General features: G+C 28.6%; 14 protein-coding genes, 1 tRNA gene and 1 pseudogene. 4 read left to right on the top strand and 12 right to left on the bottom strand.

Features of this window, described 5'->3' with window-relative positions; all coding sequences use genetic code 11:
• Window positions 1-259: pseudogene (locus tag AQ1689_RS10465) on the top strand (hypothetical protein); the annotation flags it as partial.
• Window positions 260-379: 120 nt separating this feature from the next.
• On the opposite strand, the gene AQ1689_RS10460 reads toward AQ1689_RS10465, so the two are convergent.
• The 4 genes from AQ1689_RS10460 to AQ1689_RS10445 all read right to left on the bottom strand — a co-directional run bounded on the left by AQ1689_RS10460 (window position 380) and on the right by AQ1689_RS10445 (window position 4070).
• Complete coding sequence (locus AQ1689_RS10460) at window positions 380-1033, bottom strand: hypothetical protein (RefSeq protein ID WP_101956044.1); 654 nt, start codon at window positions 1031-1033, stop codon at window positions 380-382.
• The gene (locus tag AQ1689_RS10455; protein ID WP_101956043.1) at window positions 1026-2126 is read right to left on the bottom strand and encodes a HipA domain-containing protein; all 1101 of its coding nucleotides are present in this window, start codon (window positions 2124-2126) and stop codon (window positions 1026-1028) included. Before AQ1689_RS10455 ends, AQ1689_RS10460 begins: the two co-directional genes overlap by 8 nt.
• A gap of 532 nt (window positions 2127-2658) precedes the next feature.
• The gene (locus AQ1689_RS10450; RefSeq protein WP_101956042.1) at window positions 2659-3858 is read right to left on the bottom strand and encodes a tyrosine-type recombinase/integrase; all 1200 of its coding nucleotides are present in this window, start codon (window positions 3856-3858) and stop codon (window positions 2659-2661) included.
• 138 nt (window positions 3859-3996) lie between these two features.
• Window positions 3997-4070, bottom strand: a tRNA-Met gene (locus tag AQ1689_RS10445).
• A 111-nt stretch (window positions 4071-4181) separates the two neighbouring features.
• On the opposite strand from AQ1689_RS10445, the gene AQ1689_RS10440 reads away from it, so the two are divergent.
• Together AQ1689_RS10440 and AQ1689_RS10435 are read left to right on the top strand one after the other, a co-directional pair.
• A complete protein-coding gene (locus AQ1689_RS10440) occupies window positions 4182-4565 on the top strand; it encodes an START-like domain-containing protein (RefSeq protein WP_058886225.1) in 384 nt (127 codons plus the stop codon).
• A gap of 94 nt (window positions 4566-4659) precedes the next feature.
• The gene (locus AQ1689_RS10435; RefSeq protein WP_101915898.1) at window positions 4660-5490 is read left to right on the top strand and encodes an aminotransferase class IV; all 831 of its coding nucleotides are present in this window, start codon (window positions 4660-4662) and stop codon (window positions 5488-5490) included.
• Here AQ1689_RS10435 and AQ1689_RS10430 read toward each other — a convergent pair.
• The 8 genes from AQ1689_RS10430 to AQ1689_RS10395 form a co-directional block, all read right to left on the bottom strand.
• Window positions 5487-6044, bottom strand: coding sequence for a YqgE/AlgH family protein (locus AQ1689_RS10430; RefSeq protein WP_101915887.1), 558 nt, complete (start codon window positions 6042-6044; stop codon window positions 5487-5489). The genes AQ1689_RS10435 and AQ1689_RS10430 overlap by 4 nt on opposite strands.
• A gap of 75 nt (window positions 6045-6119) precedes the next feature.
• Entirely contained in the window at window positions 6120-6869 is a 750-nt protein-coding gene (locus AQ1689_RS10425) for a LytR/AlgR family response regulator transcription factor (protein ID WP_101956041.1), read from the bottom strand.
• A gap of 1 nt (window position 6870) precedes the next feature.
• Window positions 6871-8862 (bottom strand): sensor histidine kinase, encoded by a 1992-nt coding sequence (locus AQ1689_RS10420; RefSeq protein ID WP_101956040.1) that lies wholly within the window; start codon window positions 8860-8862, stop codon window positions 6871-6873.
• Window positions 8863-8950: 88 nt separating this feature from the next.
• On the bottom strand, window positions 8951-9166 hold the full coding sequence (locus tag AQ1689_RS10415; RefSeq protein ID WP_101915884.1) for a hypothetical protein: 216 nt from the start codon (window positions 9164-9166) through the stop codon (window positions 8951-8953).
• Window positions 9167-9281: 115 nt separating this feature from the next.
• Window positions 9282-11486, bottom strand: coding sequence for a PepSY domain-containing protein (locus AQ1689_RS10410; protein ID WP_232122570.1), 2205 nt, complete (start codon window positions 11484-11486; stop codon window positions 9282-9284).
• 13 nt (window positions 11487-11499) lie between these two features.
• Window positions 11500-11973, bottom strand: coding sequence for a DUF2271 domain-containing protein (locus tag AQ1689_RS10405; protein ID WP_101915883.1), 474 nt, complete (start codon window positions 11971-11973; stop codon window positions 11500-11502).
• Window positions 11974-12013: 40 nt separating this feature from the next.
• On the bottom strand, window positions 12014-13504 hold the full coding sequence (locus tag AQ1689_RS10400; protein ID WP_101956039.1) for an ankyrin repeat domain-containing protein: 1491 nt from the start codon (window positions 13502-13504) through the stop codon (window positions 12014-12016).
• Window positions 13505-13509: 5 nt separating this feature from the next.
• Entirely contained in the window at window positions 13510-14412 is a 903-nt protein-coding gene (locus tag AQ1689_RS10395) for a DUF6607 family protein (RefSeq protein WP_101956038.1), read from the bottom strand.
• A gap of 100 nt (window positions 14413-14512) precedes the next feature.
• On the opposite strand from AQ1689_RS10395, the gene AQ1689_RS10390 reads away from it, so the two are divergent.
• Complete coding sequence (locus AQ1689_RS10390; RefSeq protein WP_101956037.1) at window positions 14513-16582, top strand: TonB-dependent receptor plug domain-containing protein; 2070 nt, start codon at window positions 14513-14515, stop codon at window positions 16580-16582.
• Window positions 16583-16607 lie beyond the last annotated feature (25 nt).

Here is a 16607-nt window from a genome sequence, read left to right as displayed (position 1 = left end):
AAAAGGTTTTGAAGTAGATAAAGACTTACGTAAAAAATACGATGGTAAATTATTTATTGTAATATTTCAGCAAACTACGGATGGTAAAATGCGTGGTGGTTCAAAAAGTCAATTTGATGCCGATATTATTTTGTTTACTGAAAAATTTGATAATTATCAGAATAATTATATTTATGCCGATAAAAATCGTTATCAAAATAAAAATTTAACTGATTTGAAATACAATATTTTTGAAGGAGTTTTAAAAGATTTAGAATAAAATAAAGTTTTTAATTATTATGCCCAAGTTTTGAAGACTTGGGCATTTTTTATGGGTAATGTTTAATCATAGTTTTTATACTAATATCCAAGTGTTTCCCTGTAATGTTTAGATAATTAACTACATTTTTATTTCAATAAAAACCCTTTTCAGTATTCCATTTTTCTCTATATGATGAACTTTTATATTTATATTCATTTTTCTTTTATGAAAGACTATAGAGTGAATTAGTTTTACATATCCAATTAATTGATTATTTTTATAAAGCTTAACAGCAAACTTATCAAAAGAATTAGTGGTATCTAATTTAAATGATAAAGAATCACCAACTGAAACGTTTTCAGAAGGGATTTTAGTTTTGGTTAAACCTGCAATTTCAGTAACAAAATTTAATCCTTTTTTAGGATTGAAATTTGTTAAAAACTCAAAATTATCAATAGGTAATAATCCTTGAGTTTGTGATAGCATATAATATGCATCAGTTTTTTTTAAAGGATTTACTCTCCAAAACGTATAAAAATCACTTAAATCATTTCTTTCGGCTTTAGATAATCGCTGTGAAAATATTTCAATAACATTTTCATTATATTTTTTATCCGTCTTAGGAAAACCTGTATATGGTATGAATCCCTCTTCTATGGCTTTTTCGATATTTTCTTGAATGTATTCAAATCGAGTACCATGAGATGAATTTTGTTTGATTTTACCAACCGTAATTCTTCTAGCACCTGGACCTTTACGCCAAACTAAAAATATGTTTCCAATTTTACTCACTTAAATTATTTAATTTATTAATACGCAAATTTATTAATTTTATCATCAAATCTTTGCGATTATCAGGTAATTTAAAGTTAAATAACTGAATAGGCAATTCTTTATCAATATTATTGATTATTATAGATAGTTTTTCTAGAGAATAGTTGTGATTTATTATTTTTAATGTGTCTACAAAAATTTTTTCATAATCATTATTTAGTGCTTTTAATAAATCAAAGTGTCGTGGCTTTTTTCCCTCATTAAAACGAACCTCTGATCTTCCTTTATTTATAAATGCTTCCATCATTTGAGAATTAGTAACCATTTTTTCAATCTTTACATCTAGTAATTCTCGACCAAGACAACAACCGCTATCATATATAGGTGAAAATTCTGTTCGTACAACTAAACTTTCATTAAGTAATGTACTTCTTTTAGTTTTGATATTATTTCCCTCTTCTATTCCCCTATTTATTAAAGCTATCTTGGCTATAAATTTTCTCATTTTAGGTTCAATTTTACTAAAAAAAGATTTCTTGGTTTTAATTTCTTCGTCAATTTCTATAATTGTTTCTTTATATTTTGAAATAAAACCCCAATTTTCTTGATGTCTATCTGAATTTCCAATTATAGCATCAAAAATTAACATTTTAATAAATTTAGGCTCATAATTTGTTAACTTAAAGTAATTCAAAGTTTTTTTTATAAAATCAAAAGTATATCTATACTCATCTTCATTTGGATTATATGATGAATCATAACCTCTTAAAAAATCTATTCCTTCGGATAGTTTATTCTCTGTATATTCAACCATAGATTTAGACAAACAACCTATTTGTTGTTCATCATTTTTGTCGTAAGCAATATTATAATCTAATAAATCAAAACCAAGCCATTGCCCGATCTTAGAAGAAACTATTTCACTCCAAAATTCTGTAGGATATTTAAATGTATCATCATTAAGTTTTTTTGAACCTTTAAAGAAGTACTCTTCTTCATTTAGATTAGTATAAATTTTTTTTGAGCGAGTTCCTCCCGTACTTGAATAGGGTTTTTTATTCCAATTAGTTATGTCAGTAAATGTAGGTTTGTATTTTTCAATATTTTCCAATATTCAATTTTTTTATGATTTAGATTGTAAACATAGTTATTCATTTTAAATTTACATAATATCTTTTAATGACAAGCAGTTTTTTGTGATTTAAACACGTTGTTTAGTGAATAAACCTTGTTTTTAGTAGTGAGTACAAAATTTTTCAGCGATTGAGTACAAAATTTTACTCAATAAAATACTTTAAAAAAATAAGTGTAATTTATTTATCATCAATGATTTAAGTAGTGTAAAGTCAATTAATTTAAAAAAAGTAATATTTGTGAGTATAAATATTATACTCACAATAAACCCAATAATAACAAGGGTTGTAGCGTGTTTTTTGGTAGTGAGTATAAAAAAAGGGTGTTTTTCCAATAAAGTTTAGTTCTACTGGATAGAAAACATAATTAAATACCGCTTTTTATGTAGCGTCAAAAAGGAAGACCGAAAAAGGGGGCGTTTGTATATATGATAACTTTAAAAACCCCAAACCCCAAAACAATTAAAAATTCGTAAAAATTTGATATTATATTCACGTAAAATGCTCGAATTAAATATCAAGTTTAGCCGATTGAATAGTACCACTGGCTTTTAGTATTGTTTTGGGTGAATATTCTTCGGTTTGCTTAATTGAATAATGCCTTGCTTGGTTTCTGACGTCAATTGTTGGGATTCCTAAATGTAAATAATTGGTAATTCCTGTATCTTTCAAAGAGTACCATTGGTAAAATTTACTAAAATTTAGCTTTTTTTTGTATTTACTCCAGGTATCAGATATTCTTTTCGGTTCTAATTGAGTTTCTCCAGGTTTAAAATTATCATCAGAAAATAGAAAATCATGATTATTAGCATTTTTTAAATGATCTATTAAAACGTGTATTAATTGGTTTGGAATTGTTACTATTTGCGATTTTCTGTTTTTACTCACATTTGAAGAAATACTAATAATTCCATTTTTTAAGAGAACATCAGCAACTTTTAATTTAGATAATTCAGTTCTACGGATTAAACAGTAAAAAGCGGTATAGCATAAAGCAAAGTAGTGCTTATCGTTTTCTTCTAAATGATTAAAAATTTCTGTTCGTTCTTTTAGTGGAATAATAGTTCTTATTTTTTCAGAAACTCTAATTTTATCAATATCCCCTGTAAAATCTACTTTTAAATGCTCTCTTTTGATTAGCCAACGATTAAAAAGCGATATAAAACCTAAATAATTGTTGTGTGTTCTGGCTGAATTTTTGCGTTCATAAAAAATCATATCTAAAAAATCACGACAAAATTTCTCATTAAAGTAAGAAACGGCAGCGTTTTCTTGTTTTTTGGTAATTAAGTATGCTTTTAGGTTTTTAACGTAACTGGTGTAAGCTCGTAGCGTATCTGGTCGCAAAGAGTCTTTTCTTGTTTGTTGATTTATTTGATGTAGGTAATTATCAAATACTTCAAATAATTTTACTTTTTTTAGTGGTTTTTGTTCTTGTATTGGCGAGTTATTGCCGCAATAAAAAGGTGTCCAGCCTCGCATTAATTGTTGGTTTAATTTGATAACAATTGCTTTGGCGTATATCCTCCTTGTTTTTTTACATTTAAAAGGTCTTACTCTATGCCTTTTTCTTTTTAATCGATCATTTGCCTTTGTTTCGTAGGGGTCTATGGCGTAATACACAATTTCCCAAACTTTATTTTCTTTTAATTCGGCAGGAATATAGTCGATAAAAGGTAGTGTGATATTACTATTTTGAAGTTTTGACATTTTTTTTTTACGTTAAATTTTAGAGTAAAATCAACAGTAAAAAGAATATGTTTTGGCGAGCCTCTGACGCGTTTTGTGTTTGTAGCGAATAAAAACAACAAAAAACCCTTTAAAATAAAGGGTTTCATGGGATTTTAGTAGCGAGAAGCAGATTTGAACTGCCGACCTCAGGGTTATGAATCCTGCGCTCTAACCAACTGAGCTATCTCGCCATTGCGGGTGCAAATATACAACTTCTTTTTAGATACACAATAAAAAATGTAATAAAAATGAATTTTTTTTTAAAAAAAATATATATACCTTGCCATACTAAGAAAAAAAAAATGACAAAAGTTAAATACGAATTAGAATTTCCTATACACGCATCACCAAGTATGCTGTTTAATAGTTTGGCAACCCCTTCAGGATTAGAAGAATGGTTTGCTGATAGTGTTAATTCTCGTGGAAAATTAATTACTTTTACTTGGGATGGTTCAGAAGAGGAGGCTAAAATTTTAGCAAAAAAAGCAAACGAACGCATAAAATATAAATGGATTGAAAGTGAAGGTGATGAAAGTTATTTTGAATTTTTAATACAGGTAGATGCTTTAACGAAAGACGTAGCTGTTATTGTTACTGATTTTGCTGATGATCAAGACGACCTAGAAGAAGCAAAAATGTTATGGGAAAGTCAAATTGAAAGCTTAAAAAATAGTATAGGAGCGTAGTGTTTTACGTTTTATAAAAAAACTCGATATTTAGTCGAGTTTTTTTATGGCTACTAATTACCTAAATTGTAATTTTGCAATCAAATTTTTAAAAATGATCAATTTTAACGGAAAAATAATACCAAAAACAGCACTACAATTATCTAACGATAATAGAGCCTTTAAATATGGTGATGCTATTTTTGAAACGGTAAGAGTTTTAAATACAAAGGTTGTTTTTATGGAAGATCATTATTTTAGATTAATGGCTTCAATGAGAATGCTACGTATGAAAATTCCAATGAAATTTACGCTTGAATTTTTACAAGAAGAAATTTTAAAGGTAACAAATGAACTTCCTAAATCGTTAAATTATAGGGTTCGATTAACCGTTTATAGAAAAGATGGCGGCTTGTATAACCCAGCATCAAATGATATTGATTACTTAATTGAAGCAAGTGAGTTTCATCCGATAGAAAAAACGAGTTATAAAATAGATTTATATAAAGATTTTTATAATTATTCGGGGTTGTTATCAACTATAAAAACAACTAATAGAATGCTAAATACCTTGTCGGCTGTTTTTGCTGATGAAAACGATTTAGACAACTGTATATTGCTTAACGAACGAAAAGGAGTTGTTGAGGCTACTAACGGGAATATTTTTGTAATAAAAGACGGCGTTATAAAAACACCTGCTTTAACCGAGGGATGTATAAAAGGAGTTACTAGAAAAAAAGTGTTAGAAATTTTAGAAAAACATCCTAACTATACTGTTGAAGAAACCGTTATTTCTCCATTTGAATTACAAAAAGCAGATGAAATTTTTATTACAAATGCTATTATTGGTATTCAATCAGTTACTAATTATCGAAAAAAAGTATTTACATCAGAAATAACTAATAAAATAAAGAGCAGCCTTAAATTATTAGCTATTACTGGTTAATTCATTTGAATATCGCTTGGTGCATTTGCCCAAATTTTATATTTACCACCTTTTTGAAGTAGCTTATTTTTCCAAAAGCTCTCGTTATTAGTTGTTAAAATATTTTTGTAATCATTTTCGGAAATAAACCAAGAATCAATATTTAATTCATCAATTAATTGGTTTGTTTCCCATCCTGAATATCCTAAAAAGAAGCGAATATCTGTTGGTTTTAACTTGTTTTCAACCAACAGTTCTTTTAAATTTTCAAAGTTACCACCCCAATAAATACCATTAGCAACTTCAATACTATTGGGTATTAGTTGAGGAACCTTATGTATAAAATACAGGTTATCTTGCTCAACAGGACCACCTTGATACACTCTAAAATCACAGTCGATTTCAGGTACCAAGTCGTTCAAAGTATGCTGTAAGGGTCTGTTTAAAATAAACCCAACAGAGCTTTTTGAGGTATGTTCAGTTAGTAAAATAATAGTTCGTTTAAAAGAACTATCGTTTAAAATAGTAGGTTCCGCAATTAACAACCTACCTTTTTTGGGCTTCAGTGCAACCATATATTTATTGTTTAGTACAAGACCAAAATAGGTAAAAATTAATGAAACTAATGGAATTTATAAAAAAAAATAGATTTATATTTTTCCTAAAAGTGTAATAACCTCATTTCGTTTTCTAACAGATACAGGAACTGTTATTTTGTTTTTTAAAACTAAATATCCGCCATCTGATTTGATGAACTCTTTGATGTATTGTATGTTCACTAAATGACTTTGATGAATTCTTATAAAGTTAAATTCTTTTAGCATATCAGCAAAATACTTGAGGGTTTTACTAACTAAAAGATGTTGCCCATCGATAAAAAAAAACTCCGTATAGTTATTGTCAGATTTGCAACGAACAATATCATCTAAATTAACCACAACAATTTTATCCGTAGTATTTAATGAAATCTTTTTAGGGCGTAAATTAGGCTGCTTTATAGATTCTTGTAAAACGCTAAGTTGTTCTACCGCTGGTTTAATCTGGTTTTTTGCCTTATCAATAGCTGTTGATAAATCATCGTTTGAATAGGGTTTTAAAATATAATCAATAGCTGCAAACTTAAAGGCTTTTATAGCAAATTCATCACTGGCAGTAACAAAAATAACCTTTGAAGTTAAGTTTGGATGAATTTCAAGAACATCAAAACCAGTGCCGTCACCAAGCATAATATCTAAAAATAAAATATCAGGCTGTAGTTTTTGTAATAAAATAGCTGCTTCTACAACGCTTTTTGCAGTTCCTATTATTTCAATTTCTTGATGATGCGTTAAAATATCATTTTGTAACATTTCTAAAGCACTAGGCATATCATCAACAATAATTGCGGTAAGTTTTTGCATATTAAAAATCTGTTTTTAAAGGGATTTTGAAAAATATTTTTGTTCCGATAATAGCTTTGTTTTTAGAAATTTCGGCAATAGAAAATGCACTTTTTTTAGAAAGTGTTTTAATGCGTTCTTCGGTAATTTTAATAGCAACAGAATTATGAGAACTTGATTTTATTTGCAGTTTTGATTGCTGAATCCCAATTCCATTATCAATAATACTACATTCTAAAAATTGATTTTTTGTTGAAAATATAATCGAAATTTTATTGCTTTTTGATGCTTTAAAAGCATGTTTAATACAGTTTTCAACAAAGGGTTGAACTAGCATTGGAGGAATTAAAATTTCTTCTGCATCAAGGTTTACGTCAGTATTAATTTCGTATTCAAAAGAAGTAGCATTTATCTGTTGTTCTAGCGAAATATAATTTTTAAGGATGCTTATTTCATCTGCTAAACTAATTTCTTCTTGCCTCGAATTATTTAAAACAGCTCTTAAAAGAATAGCGAATTTACTTATTGTATTGTTTAATTCAGTTGTTTTACCAGCATTTCCAAGGGCCTTAATTCCGTTTAAAACATTAAAAATAAAATGCGGATTCATTTGTAATTGCAAGGCTTTTTGTTCAAGCGATAATAAATGATTTTCCGCTTGTAGTTTTTCAATTTTAGTTTTGTTTTTCACTTTTATTTTTTTGATATAAAATAAGATTCTTCCTAGTAATAATAAGCTTAGTAAAGTAGTAATAAGCCACTGAAACCATTTTTTTTGATGTATCGGAGTGTCAATAAAAAACTGAAAATGAATGGGTTTGCTTTTGATTTTTCCGATTTTAGATTGCGCTGTAAAAGTGTAATTTCCTGGGGTTAAATAAGGGAAATCAACCGTATTTTTACCACTCCATTTACTAAAGCCTCTGTTTAATTTATAGCGGTATAAAATATTCCCAGGCGTATTTATATTAACCGATTTATAAGTAAATGAAACATGGTTTTTAGACGGTTTTAGTGATAGAATTTTTGGGTATTCATTAATATTTATGCTGTCTAATGTTTGATAAACAATTTCGATGTTTTGAAAGGTAATTACAGGTTTTTTTCGAACGATATTCTTACTCTTTAGCCTGTAAATACCATGATTATTTGTGGCAATCCAAATATTTTTTTCTTGGTCTTGAAAAACGGTTTGTATTTGATTTGTTTTTAATGTATTGTATTTATTAATGCTTTTTATGAAGTTAAAATTGGAATCAAGTATTTCAATTCCTTGATCTTCGCTAACAATCCAAAACTGTTTGTTGATGTATTTTATACCCGTAATATTTTTTAAAGCTGTGCTTATCGTTTTAACTTTAGTATTAATAATTAACTTAATTCCATCGTTATAAGTTGTAGCAATAATTCTTTTTTTATTAATAAGTATAGCGGTATAATTACCAAGCTCAATTCTTTTTAAAACCGTTGGATTAATTATTTTATCGAGTTTCCATAAAGCTTTGTTGGTTGCTATCCAATAAAATTTCCCATCAAACTTTAAATCGTTAATTTTATTTAAATCAATTTGAAAATTGGTTCTAATATTCGGTAAAAAATCTTTACGAAGCCTAAGAATCCCTTTGTTTGTTCCTAGAAAAGTTTGTGAAGGGCTTGTTACTATACAGTTTATTCTGTCACTCTCAAACTGTTTGAATTTACCATTAATTACGGAACAAAACCCCTTGTTTGTACCAATAAAAATAGCCTTTTTTTGAGCAGAAATAACCGTTGTGTTATTTGAAATTAAACCATTTTTATGAGTATAGGTTTTAAATTTATTGCCATCAAAACGAATAATTCCCTTACTAGAGCTAAACCATAAATAACCATTATTATCTTGAGTAATATCAGTTATTTTTAAACTAGGTAAACCACTTTTTAAAGTGTAGTTCTTTAAGTTATTTTGTTGAGATATAACACTTGTGGTAATAAATAAAAAAACAAATAAAAGTAGTGATTGTAGCAATTTCATAGTAACAAACTTAATTAAATTAAATGTTATTTCTGAATTTTATATGCTTCTATACGGCTTTTTCCCTGCTTGAAAATTTCAAGAATTATTACTGCTCTAATATAATGGTCATATTTTTTTCTAAATGAAAACTATTTGATATTTTATTTAAAATTTTAGGTAAATTTCGGTCGTTAATCCACTGTCCATTTTCTTGCTTTTCAATAGAAGCGATAAACCCGTTGTTGTTAATTTGTAATTTTAAACGATTGTATTTGTTTAAATGCATTTTTAAGATAGAAGAATAATTGCTGTTTGACCACATAGTACTTGTTTTTATACCATCAAAATTAGCAAGAAAATTTGGTGTAACTTACTGTTAATTAGAATCCGTAAGAAACCAATTAGAATTCGTTAAAAAACATATTTTTATAAGATTTTTAATAGCAATCTGTTTTAATTTGCCGTTTATAAGTAGCATTAAATTTATCAATTGGAGTATTTAATTTTTGTAAAGCAATTTGAGCTAAAACTTTTAAAACGCCATTCATCATGGCAACAGAACCACAAATTAGAATACTTCCATTATTTTTTAAGGTATCGGCAATTAAATCGGGTTCATTAAAAATGCTGTCTTGTACATATTGTTTTGCGATCTTATTTTTTTCTTGCGAATAAGAAATGTGAATATTTTTAGGGTTTAAATCCGATAAAAAAGGCAGGTATATTTTTAAGGATTCTTGCGTTCTTCCGCCCCAAAACAAGTGCATTTCACCACTGTTATTTAACATTCCTAAAAAGGGAGCAATTCCTGTTCCGTTGGCAATTAAAATAACTTTTTTTGATTTCTTCGGATATTGAAACGCTTTATTTTTTTCTATTTTGGCTTTTAAAATTGTGTTTTTTTCAAGATTGAAAAGTAAATTAGAACACACGCCAAATTCATGTTTTTTGACGCTTAATAAAACATCATTTTCAATTTTTCCAACAGAATATAAGCGTTTAACACCATCTTTTTTAGGAATGATAGCCATTAAATCGCCCGAGGTAAATTTTATCTTTTTAATAGGTTTTAATCGAATTAAAAAACAAGCATCATTGTTTAATAAGGTTTTACTAACTACCGAAAATTGTTGTTGTTTTTTATGTTTTTGGATGTTTAATTTTAGCTGTAAATCAATACCTGTTTTTTGACACCATTCTAGTTCCCATTTTTTAAAGGCTAAAAAATCTTGATTATTAATTTTATAAAGAGCTGTTATTTTTTCAAATTTCGGATGCTTTTCAAGGGCGTTATCAATATCAATGGCAAATTTACAATAGTCTTTATATGCCAAAGAACCAAAACCAATTACGGCATATTTTATATTGTTTTCAGGTGTTATTTTTTGTAATAAATTTAAAAAATTTGTAGCATTAACAGGTGCTTTTCCTTCGGCATAGGTAGAGGTTAATAATAGTAAATGTTGTGCTTTTTTATAGGAAGTGTAATCGTTTAAATGCGCTATGAAAACTGATTTTTTGCTGATAATAAGCGCATTATATAAAGAAGTTGCATTTCTAAAAGATTCGCCAGTTTCCGATCCTACAAGGATGATAATTTCGGCAATATCTTTTTTAAGAGTATTTTTAGGAAGCAGGCTTTTTTGCTTTCTTTTTAAGGCGATAGCAAAACCTGAATAGCTAAAAAATAAAATAGAAATAGCTGTTAAAAGTAAAATAATCGCCCAAAAAATAGTGCCACGCCCTGTGTGTAAAAATAAACTCCAATCAACTAAGATAGCTGTTAAAGAGATATTTTTAGCACTAATAATTTCACCAGAATATTGATGTATAATTAGTTCTTTTGAGTGTAATTTTAATAAAAAATAATCTTCATTATCATCAGAAAAAGGAAATTCAATGCTTTTTAATTCACTTAATTTGATTTTTTTAAAAGTAGCGAAATCCTCAATAGGAATTTTTTTAACAGATTTTTTATCCGAAGGAAAACCCGTAAAACTACTCGAATTAAAGGTGTGTTTAATTTTAGTATTAGGTAAAATATTAAATTTTTCAAAAGATAAATAAACACCTGTAACAGTAATGATAATAATAGGAATTAAGGCAAAACGCCCAATAACTACGTGGTAATATTGCGCAAAATTCTCCTTAACAACTTTGCTAAAAAAGCGTTTAATTCCGCCTTGTCTTTTAATAATTAAAATACTTCCTGTTATGGTAATTAAAAGTAGCAAGAAAGAGAATAGCCCAACTAAAAACCGCCCTGTAGATTTTAAAAACAACGATCTGTGTAGGTTTGTAGCCCATTTATAAATCTTTGATTTTGGAATAATATTGCTTATTTTTTTACCAGAAATAGGGTTGATGTAAAAGCGTTTGTTTTTCCCTTTTTTGGTAATTACCGAAGCGCTAACAAAGTTATTTTGAGTAACCTTTAGTGTGATAATTTCTTGATATTCTTTTTTTAAAGATGATATTGTTTGAGAAAGGCTAATTTGATCGGTAGGTATTGCGTAGGGTTTTAACTGATTTGAAATAGGTTCAAAAGCTAAAATAATACCTGTAATCGAGGCGGTAAGGATAAAAATAAAAGAAGATATAGCCAAAGTTAAGTGGCTATACCTCCAAATTGAAATGGTCATTTTTTATTGAAATTTATTGTGCAATCATGCGAATATATCGGATAAACCCTTTGCCTTCCTTTTTATTTTTTAAGTTTTCTGAAGTCAGTTCAAATTCAATATCATCTTTATAATATTCCTGGTCTTCCACAGCCGATTCAAACCTGATTTTATAGCCTTTATCTAGTTTTTTGCTATCAATTTGAAGCATGGTAATCGCTCTGTTTCCTGGGCTAATAGTTGCGCCTGTAATGGCATCAATATCTGTACGAACTTTTCCTTGAAAACCCCACCATTCGGTAATGTCTGAATACCATTCCTGGTCATCGCCTTGAACAGCTAAAGTTTTTTCATATTCGCCGTTTGGGTTGAGTAATGAAACAATAATATAGGCACCTTCGCCCGTATAATTTTTCATTTGGATCATACATTTATAGCTTAGCGCATCCGAAGTATTAAACGCCATAATTCCGAAGGCTACACTTAAAATTATAAGTACTTTTTTCATTTTTAATAATTTACTAAATCAAAAAAAATAAGTTTTTTGATTATTTTAAAAAATTGATATCAGTATTTTTTAAAGCTTCATTTTCTTTTGCTAAATCGTATAGTGTTTCTTGAAAAGCTGTTTTTACATTTTTGCGAGCACCTTGAGCAATTAAATACTTAATAATAATGTTGTTTTTAGCAATTAATACGGCTTCTTGCAATGCTGTTAAACCTTTTTCATTTTTAGTATTGATATCAATTTTATACTTTTTGATAAATTTTAACATCGCTAAATGTTGTTTTTGAACTGCCAAATGATACAAGGTATTTCCATTTTTTTGAGTTTGATTAACCTGTAAACCTTTTGCTTCTAATAAGGTTAATTTTTGTTCAAATTCAACTTCTTTTTTATCATTAAACGTTTTGAATAAATGATAGTTTAAACCATTTCCTTTGGTATCTATCACAGAAATATCTGCATCTTTTTTTAATAAAAATGCCACAATATCAGGGCTGTTTTTTAATGATTTTGTAAGCGCCGATTCCCCTTTTTTATTGGTTTGATTAGTGTTTTTAGTTTTTGATGCTAACAATTTAATCACCGCTAACGAATTTCTACTAGCAGCATTTATTAGGGCAGTATTTCCTTGGGAATCTGTTTTGTTTACAGCAATTCCTTTACTTAAAAAGTACTTAAAAACAGCAATATCTTTATTACCGTAAGCCAAATTATGAAGTGGAGTTTCTCCTTTATTATTACTGATATTTGGATTGATTCCTATATTTTCTAAGTACTTAAAAAAGGCAAGTGAATTATAGCCATTTCTTGAACCTTTTGAGGCTAGTAAAAACGCATTTCCACCATTTTTATTTAATCCTTTAGAAGAAATTCCTTTTTTTATCAGCAATTCAAGCATTGTTTTATTTCCTTTTTTAGCAGCATAATTAAATACGCCGTTTCCGTGATTATCTTCACTTTTTAATGACAATCCTTTAGAGATAAAAAAATCGATTAGTTTAAAATCTTTAAAATGAGGCATGGCTAATAAAAGTGCATTTGCACCATTTTCATCAAAATCCTTTTTAATATCAATCCCATTTTTGATAAACAAATTATAAATTTCGATATTCGTTTGCCCTGTTGCAGCGGCAAAAGTTAAGGGCGAAAAATGATGCGAATCTTTAATGTTTACTTTGGCGTTATTCTCTATAAAATGCTTTACTAACCCAACATTACCTTTATAAGCCGCCCAAAAAACATAGGTTCTTTTGTCGTGTGTAAGTTTTTCAATGCCATTGCCTTTTAAGCTTAGTAAATAGTTGATTGTAGCATTCGAAACGTTCTCTAAAATAGCGTAAGTAACTGCATCAAATCCGTGAGAATTTAATGCAGTAGCGTTATTTTTTTCTTGTATTTTTTGATTTATCAGTTCAATACTAGGGTTTGTTTTCCAAAAATCTCTTTGTAAAAAAATGTTTGTGTTTTGAGAAAAAACCAATGTACTAATGCAGCAAAGACTAGCTAATAAAAGTTGTTTAAATAATTTCATTTGAATTATTTTTTAACAAAAGAATCAATTACATTATTTATTTCTTTTTCATCTTTTATTTCATCAGAAAATAAGTACTTATACAATGCCTTGTTTTTAACCTTTTTATGTAAGCCAAGATCGGTGTTTTTAGCATATATGTCACTCCATTTATTTCTAACTAACTGCCATTTTTCTTGGTTTTCTTTCCACCATTTTTGTGCAGGTTTACATTTAGAATCGGCAACTTTAACATAGGTATTATACCCTTTTTCGTATGCTACAATAACATCTTTTTCACCTGTTTTTCTGATAATTTTTTTATTGTCTTGATCGTGCAACCATCCGTAGTTTGTAATTTCATGACGGTTTCCTCTTTCGGTTACATTATAATCACTTCTTTTGGTGTATTCTCTACGAGGTAAAGGTGCGTCAGTGGTGCTTTCCCAGTAAGTTTTCCCATCAACATGTACCCATGACCCTGAACCTTCATAACGAGGGCTGTCATCTACTTGATACACTTTTTGTGTCCATTGTTTTTTTACACTTGCTTTAGTTTTATTTTCATACAACCAATTGTTGTCACCATTAAACATATAAAAATCTTTATTTTCATATATCCAATCTTGTCGCCAGTGTTTTACGATGTGCGGTTTTGCAGGATTACCAACTTGCAATAAATGCTGTATGGCAATTTTGTTATTTTCATCTTCAATTAATTCCGCCCATTCTAAAGCAGTATCAATTTTTATTTTCGAAGGTTTGTATAGGGAGTCTTTACTATTATTAAAGGTTTCTGCAAAATTAAAAGTTACTTCAAAACAACCACACATTTTTTTGATAGCCTCTTTATCTTTTGTTTTTTTACTTTGAGAATTTGCCGAAACAGCGAAAAGAAGTACTAAACTTCCCAGTAATAAATTTTTCATTTTAAGGATTATTTTTGATGTAATAAATTTTTTGTAAAAATATACATTTTATTTAGATTGATTAATAATAAGAGTATATATTTGCCGAAAATTATTAAGAATGTTTCTATATAGGAAGTTTGTAAGTGTATTTGCCTTTATCAGTTTAACTGTTTTTTCTCAAGAAAAAATGGCGACTGACAATGGTTGTACCGCTTCTTATGGTTTAGAAGAAGTGGTGGTAACAGCAACAAGAACAAAGCGTCAGTTATCATCAATACCAATGCCTGTTACTTTAATTTCGAAAGAACAATTACAAAAATCAGGTGCGGTACGGCTAAAAGATATTTTATTAGAACAAACAGGTATTACTTTAGTGTCTGACTTTGGAGGCTCTCAAGGCGTACAAATTCAGGGAGTTGCTGCTGATTACACCTTAATTTTAATCGATGGAGTTCCTGTTGTAGGAAGAGCATCCGGAAATATTGATTTAAGTAGGCTGAGTGTAAACAACATCAAACAAATAGAAATTGTTAAAGGACCGTCGTCATCTTTGTACGGTTCTGAGGCGATTGGTGGTGTTATTAATATTATAACCGAACAGCCAAAAAATGGTAAAATAGAAGGTTTTGTAAGCTATTTAGCAAAAGGTGGCGCAGCAAATGAATTAGATATTAACAGTAATATTAAGTTAAAAAAGAAGCGATTTGGGTTGGTTTCTGGTATTAATTTAAATTCGAGCAATGGCTTTGATTTATCTCCAGAAACCGCTTCAAAAACAACAGAAGCACATCAGAATTTTACAGGAAATTTAAAACTAAGTTATGATTTTTCGGATCAGTTAAAAACCGTAGTTTCTTCTCGATTTTATACACAATCGCAACAAGCTATTAAATCATCTAAAAACAAGCGAACAGATTGGAATATTAACACCAATATACATCATAAAATAAAGGATAATTGGAGTTTAAACTACCTGTTTTATACTACAAAATATACTACAGAAAGTGTTTTTAATGAACAAGATAAGCTATACAATGAAAAATTAATGCGTCCTGAAATTAAATCGACTACTGTTTTTGGTAAAAACACCTTAGTTGTAGGTTTAGGATCAAATTTTAATTCATTAGAAAGAACGGAATTTAATAGCGTTAAAAAATACGATACGCCTTATGTTTTTGGGCAGTTTGATTTTAATCCGAATGCCAAGTTAAATGTAATTATTGGTGCTAGATTTGAAAAAAGCAATCAATATAAATCGGCATTTACGCCTAAATTATCTTCTAGTTATAAAATTAATAATTGGCTTACTGCAAAAGGGTCGGTTGGTTTTGGTTTTAAAGCGCCTGATTTTAGACAGCTTCATTTCAATTTTAAAAATTCAGCAAACGGATATGTTGTTTTTGGAACGCAAACAATACATCAGTTATTTCCGGATATTTCTGAAATAAAAACCATTGAAAAAGAGTTAAAACCCGAAAGTTCGATTGGTTATAACTTCGGATTTCAACTAAAACCTACTCGAAAATTAAAATTAGATGTCAATATTTTTAGAAACGATTTAAAAGATATGATTGATTCTTTTGACACCCGATTAAAACCACTTTCTTTAGGATTGCCAATAGGAACGAGAGTTTTTTCTTATCGAAATAGAAACCAGGTTTATATGCAAGGAGTAGAATTAAATATCAACTATAAAATCAATTCAAATTTTAGCATTTTAACAGGGTATCAATTTTTAGATACAGGAGATAAAATACAAGAAGATCAGCTGAAATCGGGGGAGATATTTTTTAGAAAAACAAGTACTTCGCCTTCTCAAAAAATGAAACTGTCAAATTATTATGGCTTGCCAAATAAATCGAAGCATATGCTAAACTTTAAAGTTTTTTATGAAAATTATGCCCATGATTTTTCGGCAAATATTAGAGCTGTTTATCGAAGTAAATACGCCTTGTTTGACACGAATAATAGTCAAGGAGTTATTGATGAATTTGATGATTTTGTAGCAGGAAACACACAAATAAATATTGCCGCTACCAAAACATTTTTTAACAGAATGAATCTTCGAGTAGGGGTTAATAATTTGTTTAATGAAAAGGGAGAAGAAAATAAAAAAACATTTAAAAATAACGACACCGTTTTACAGTTAGGAACAACTTTTTACGGAAGTCTTCAGTTTAATTTTTAGATAAAAAAATAATCAAGTAAATATA

Origin of the sequence: Tenacibaculum finnmarkense, assembly GCF_900239185.1 — a bacterium.
Taxonomy (GTDB): Bacteria; Bacteroidota; Bacteroidia; order Flavobacteriales; family Flavobacteriaceae; genus Polaribacter; species Polaribacter finnmarkensis.
Note: the sequence above shows the minus strand (reverse complement) of the source record. Positions and strands in the feature narration are given on the sequence as shown.

What these genes read in the sequence shown, in the direction of transcription:
- AQ1689_RS10450 (WP_101956042.1), bottom strand. Translation starts at nt 3,858, where the DNA reads ATGTCAAAACTTCAAAATAGTAATATCACACTACCTTTTATCGACTAT.
- AQ1689_RS10440 (WP_058886225.1), top strand. Translation starts at nt 4,182, where the DNA reads ATGACAAAAGTTAAATACGAATTAGAATTTCCTATACACGCATCACCA.
- AQ1689_RS10435 (WP_101915898.1), top strand. Translation starts at nt 4,660, where the DNA reads ATGATCAATTTTAACGGAAAAATAATACCAAAAACAGCACTACAATTA.
- AQ1689_RS10430 (WP_101915887.1), bottom strand. Translation starts at nt 6,044, where the DNA reads ATGGTTGCACTGAAGCCCAAAAAAGGTAGGTTGTTAATTGCGGAACCT.
- AQ1689_RS10425 (WP_101956041.1), bottom strand. Translation starts at nt 6,869, where the DNA reads ATGCAAAAACTTACCGCAATTATTGTTGATGATATGCCTAGTGCTTTA.
- AQ1689_RS10420 (WP_101956040.1), bottom strand. Translation starts at nt 8,862, where the DNA reads ATGAAATTGCTACAATCACTACTTTTATTTGTTTTTTTATTTATTACC.
- AQ1689_RS10415 (WP_101915884.1), bottom strand. Translation starts at nt 9,166, where the DNA reads ATGTGGTCAAACAGCAATTATTCTTCTATCTTAAAAATGCATTTAAAC.
- AQ1689_RS10410 (WP_232122570.1), bottom strand. Translation starts at nt 11,486, where the DNA reads ATGACCATTTCAATTTGGAGGTATAGCCACTTAACTTTGGCTATATCT.
- AQ1689_RS10405 (WP_101915883.1), bottom strand. Translation starts at nt 11,973, where the DNA reads ATGAAAAAAGTACTTATAATTTTAAGTGTAGCCTTCGGAATTATGGCG.
- AQ1689_RS10400 (WP_101956039.1), bottom strand. Translation starts at nt 13,504, where the DNA reads ATGAAATTATTTAAACAACTTTTATTAGCTAGTCTTTGCTGCATTAGT.
- AQ1689_RS10395 (WP_101956038.1), bottom strand. Translation starts at nt 14,412, where the DNA reads ATGAAAAATTTATTACTGGGAAGTTTAGTACTTCTTTTCGCTGTTTCG.
- AQ1689_RS10390 (WP_101956037.1), top strand. Translation starts at nt 14,513, where the DNA reads ATGTTTCTATATAGGAAGTTTGTAAGTGTATTTGCCTTTATCAGTTTA.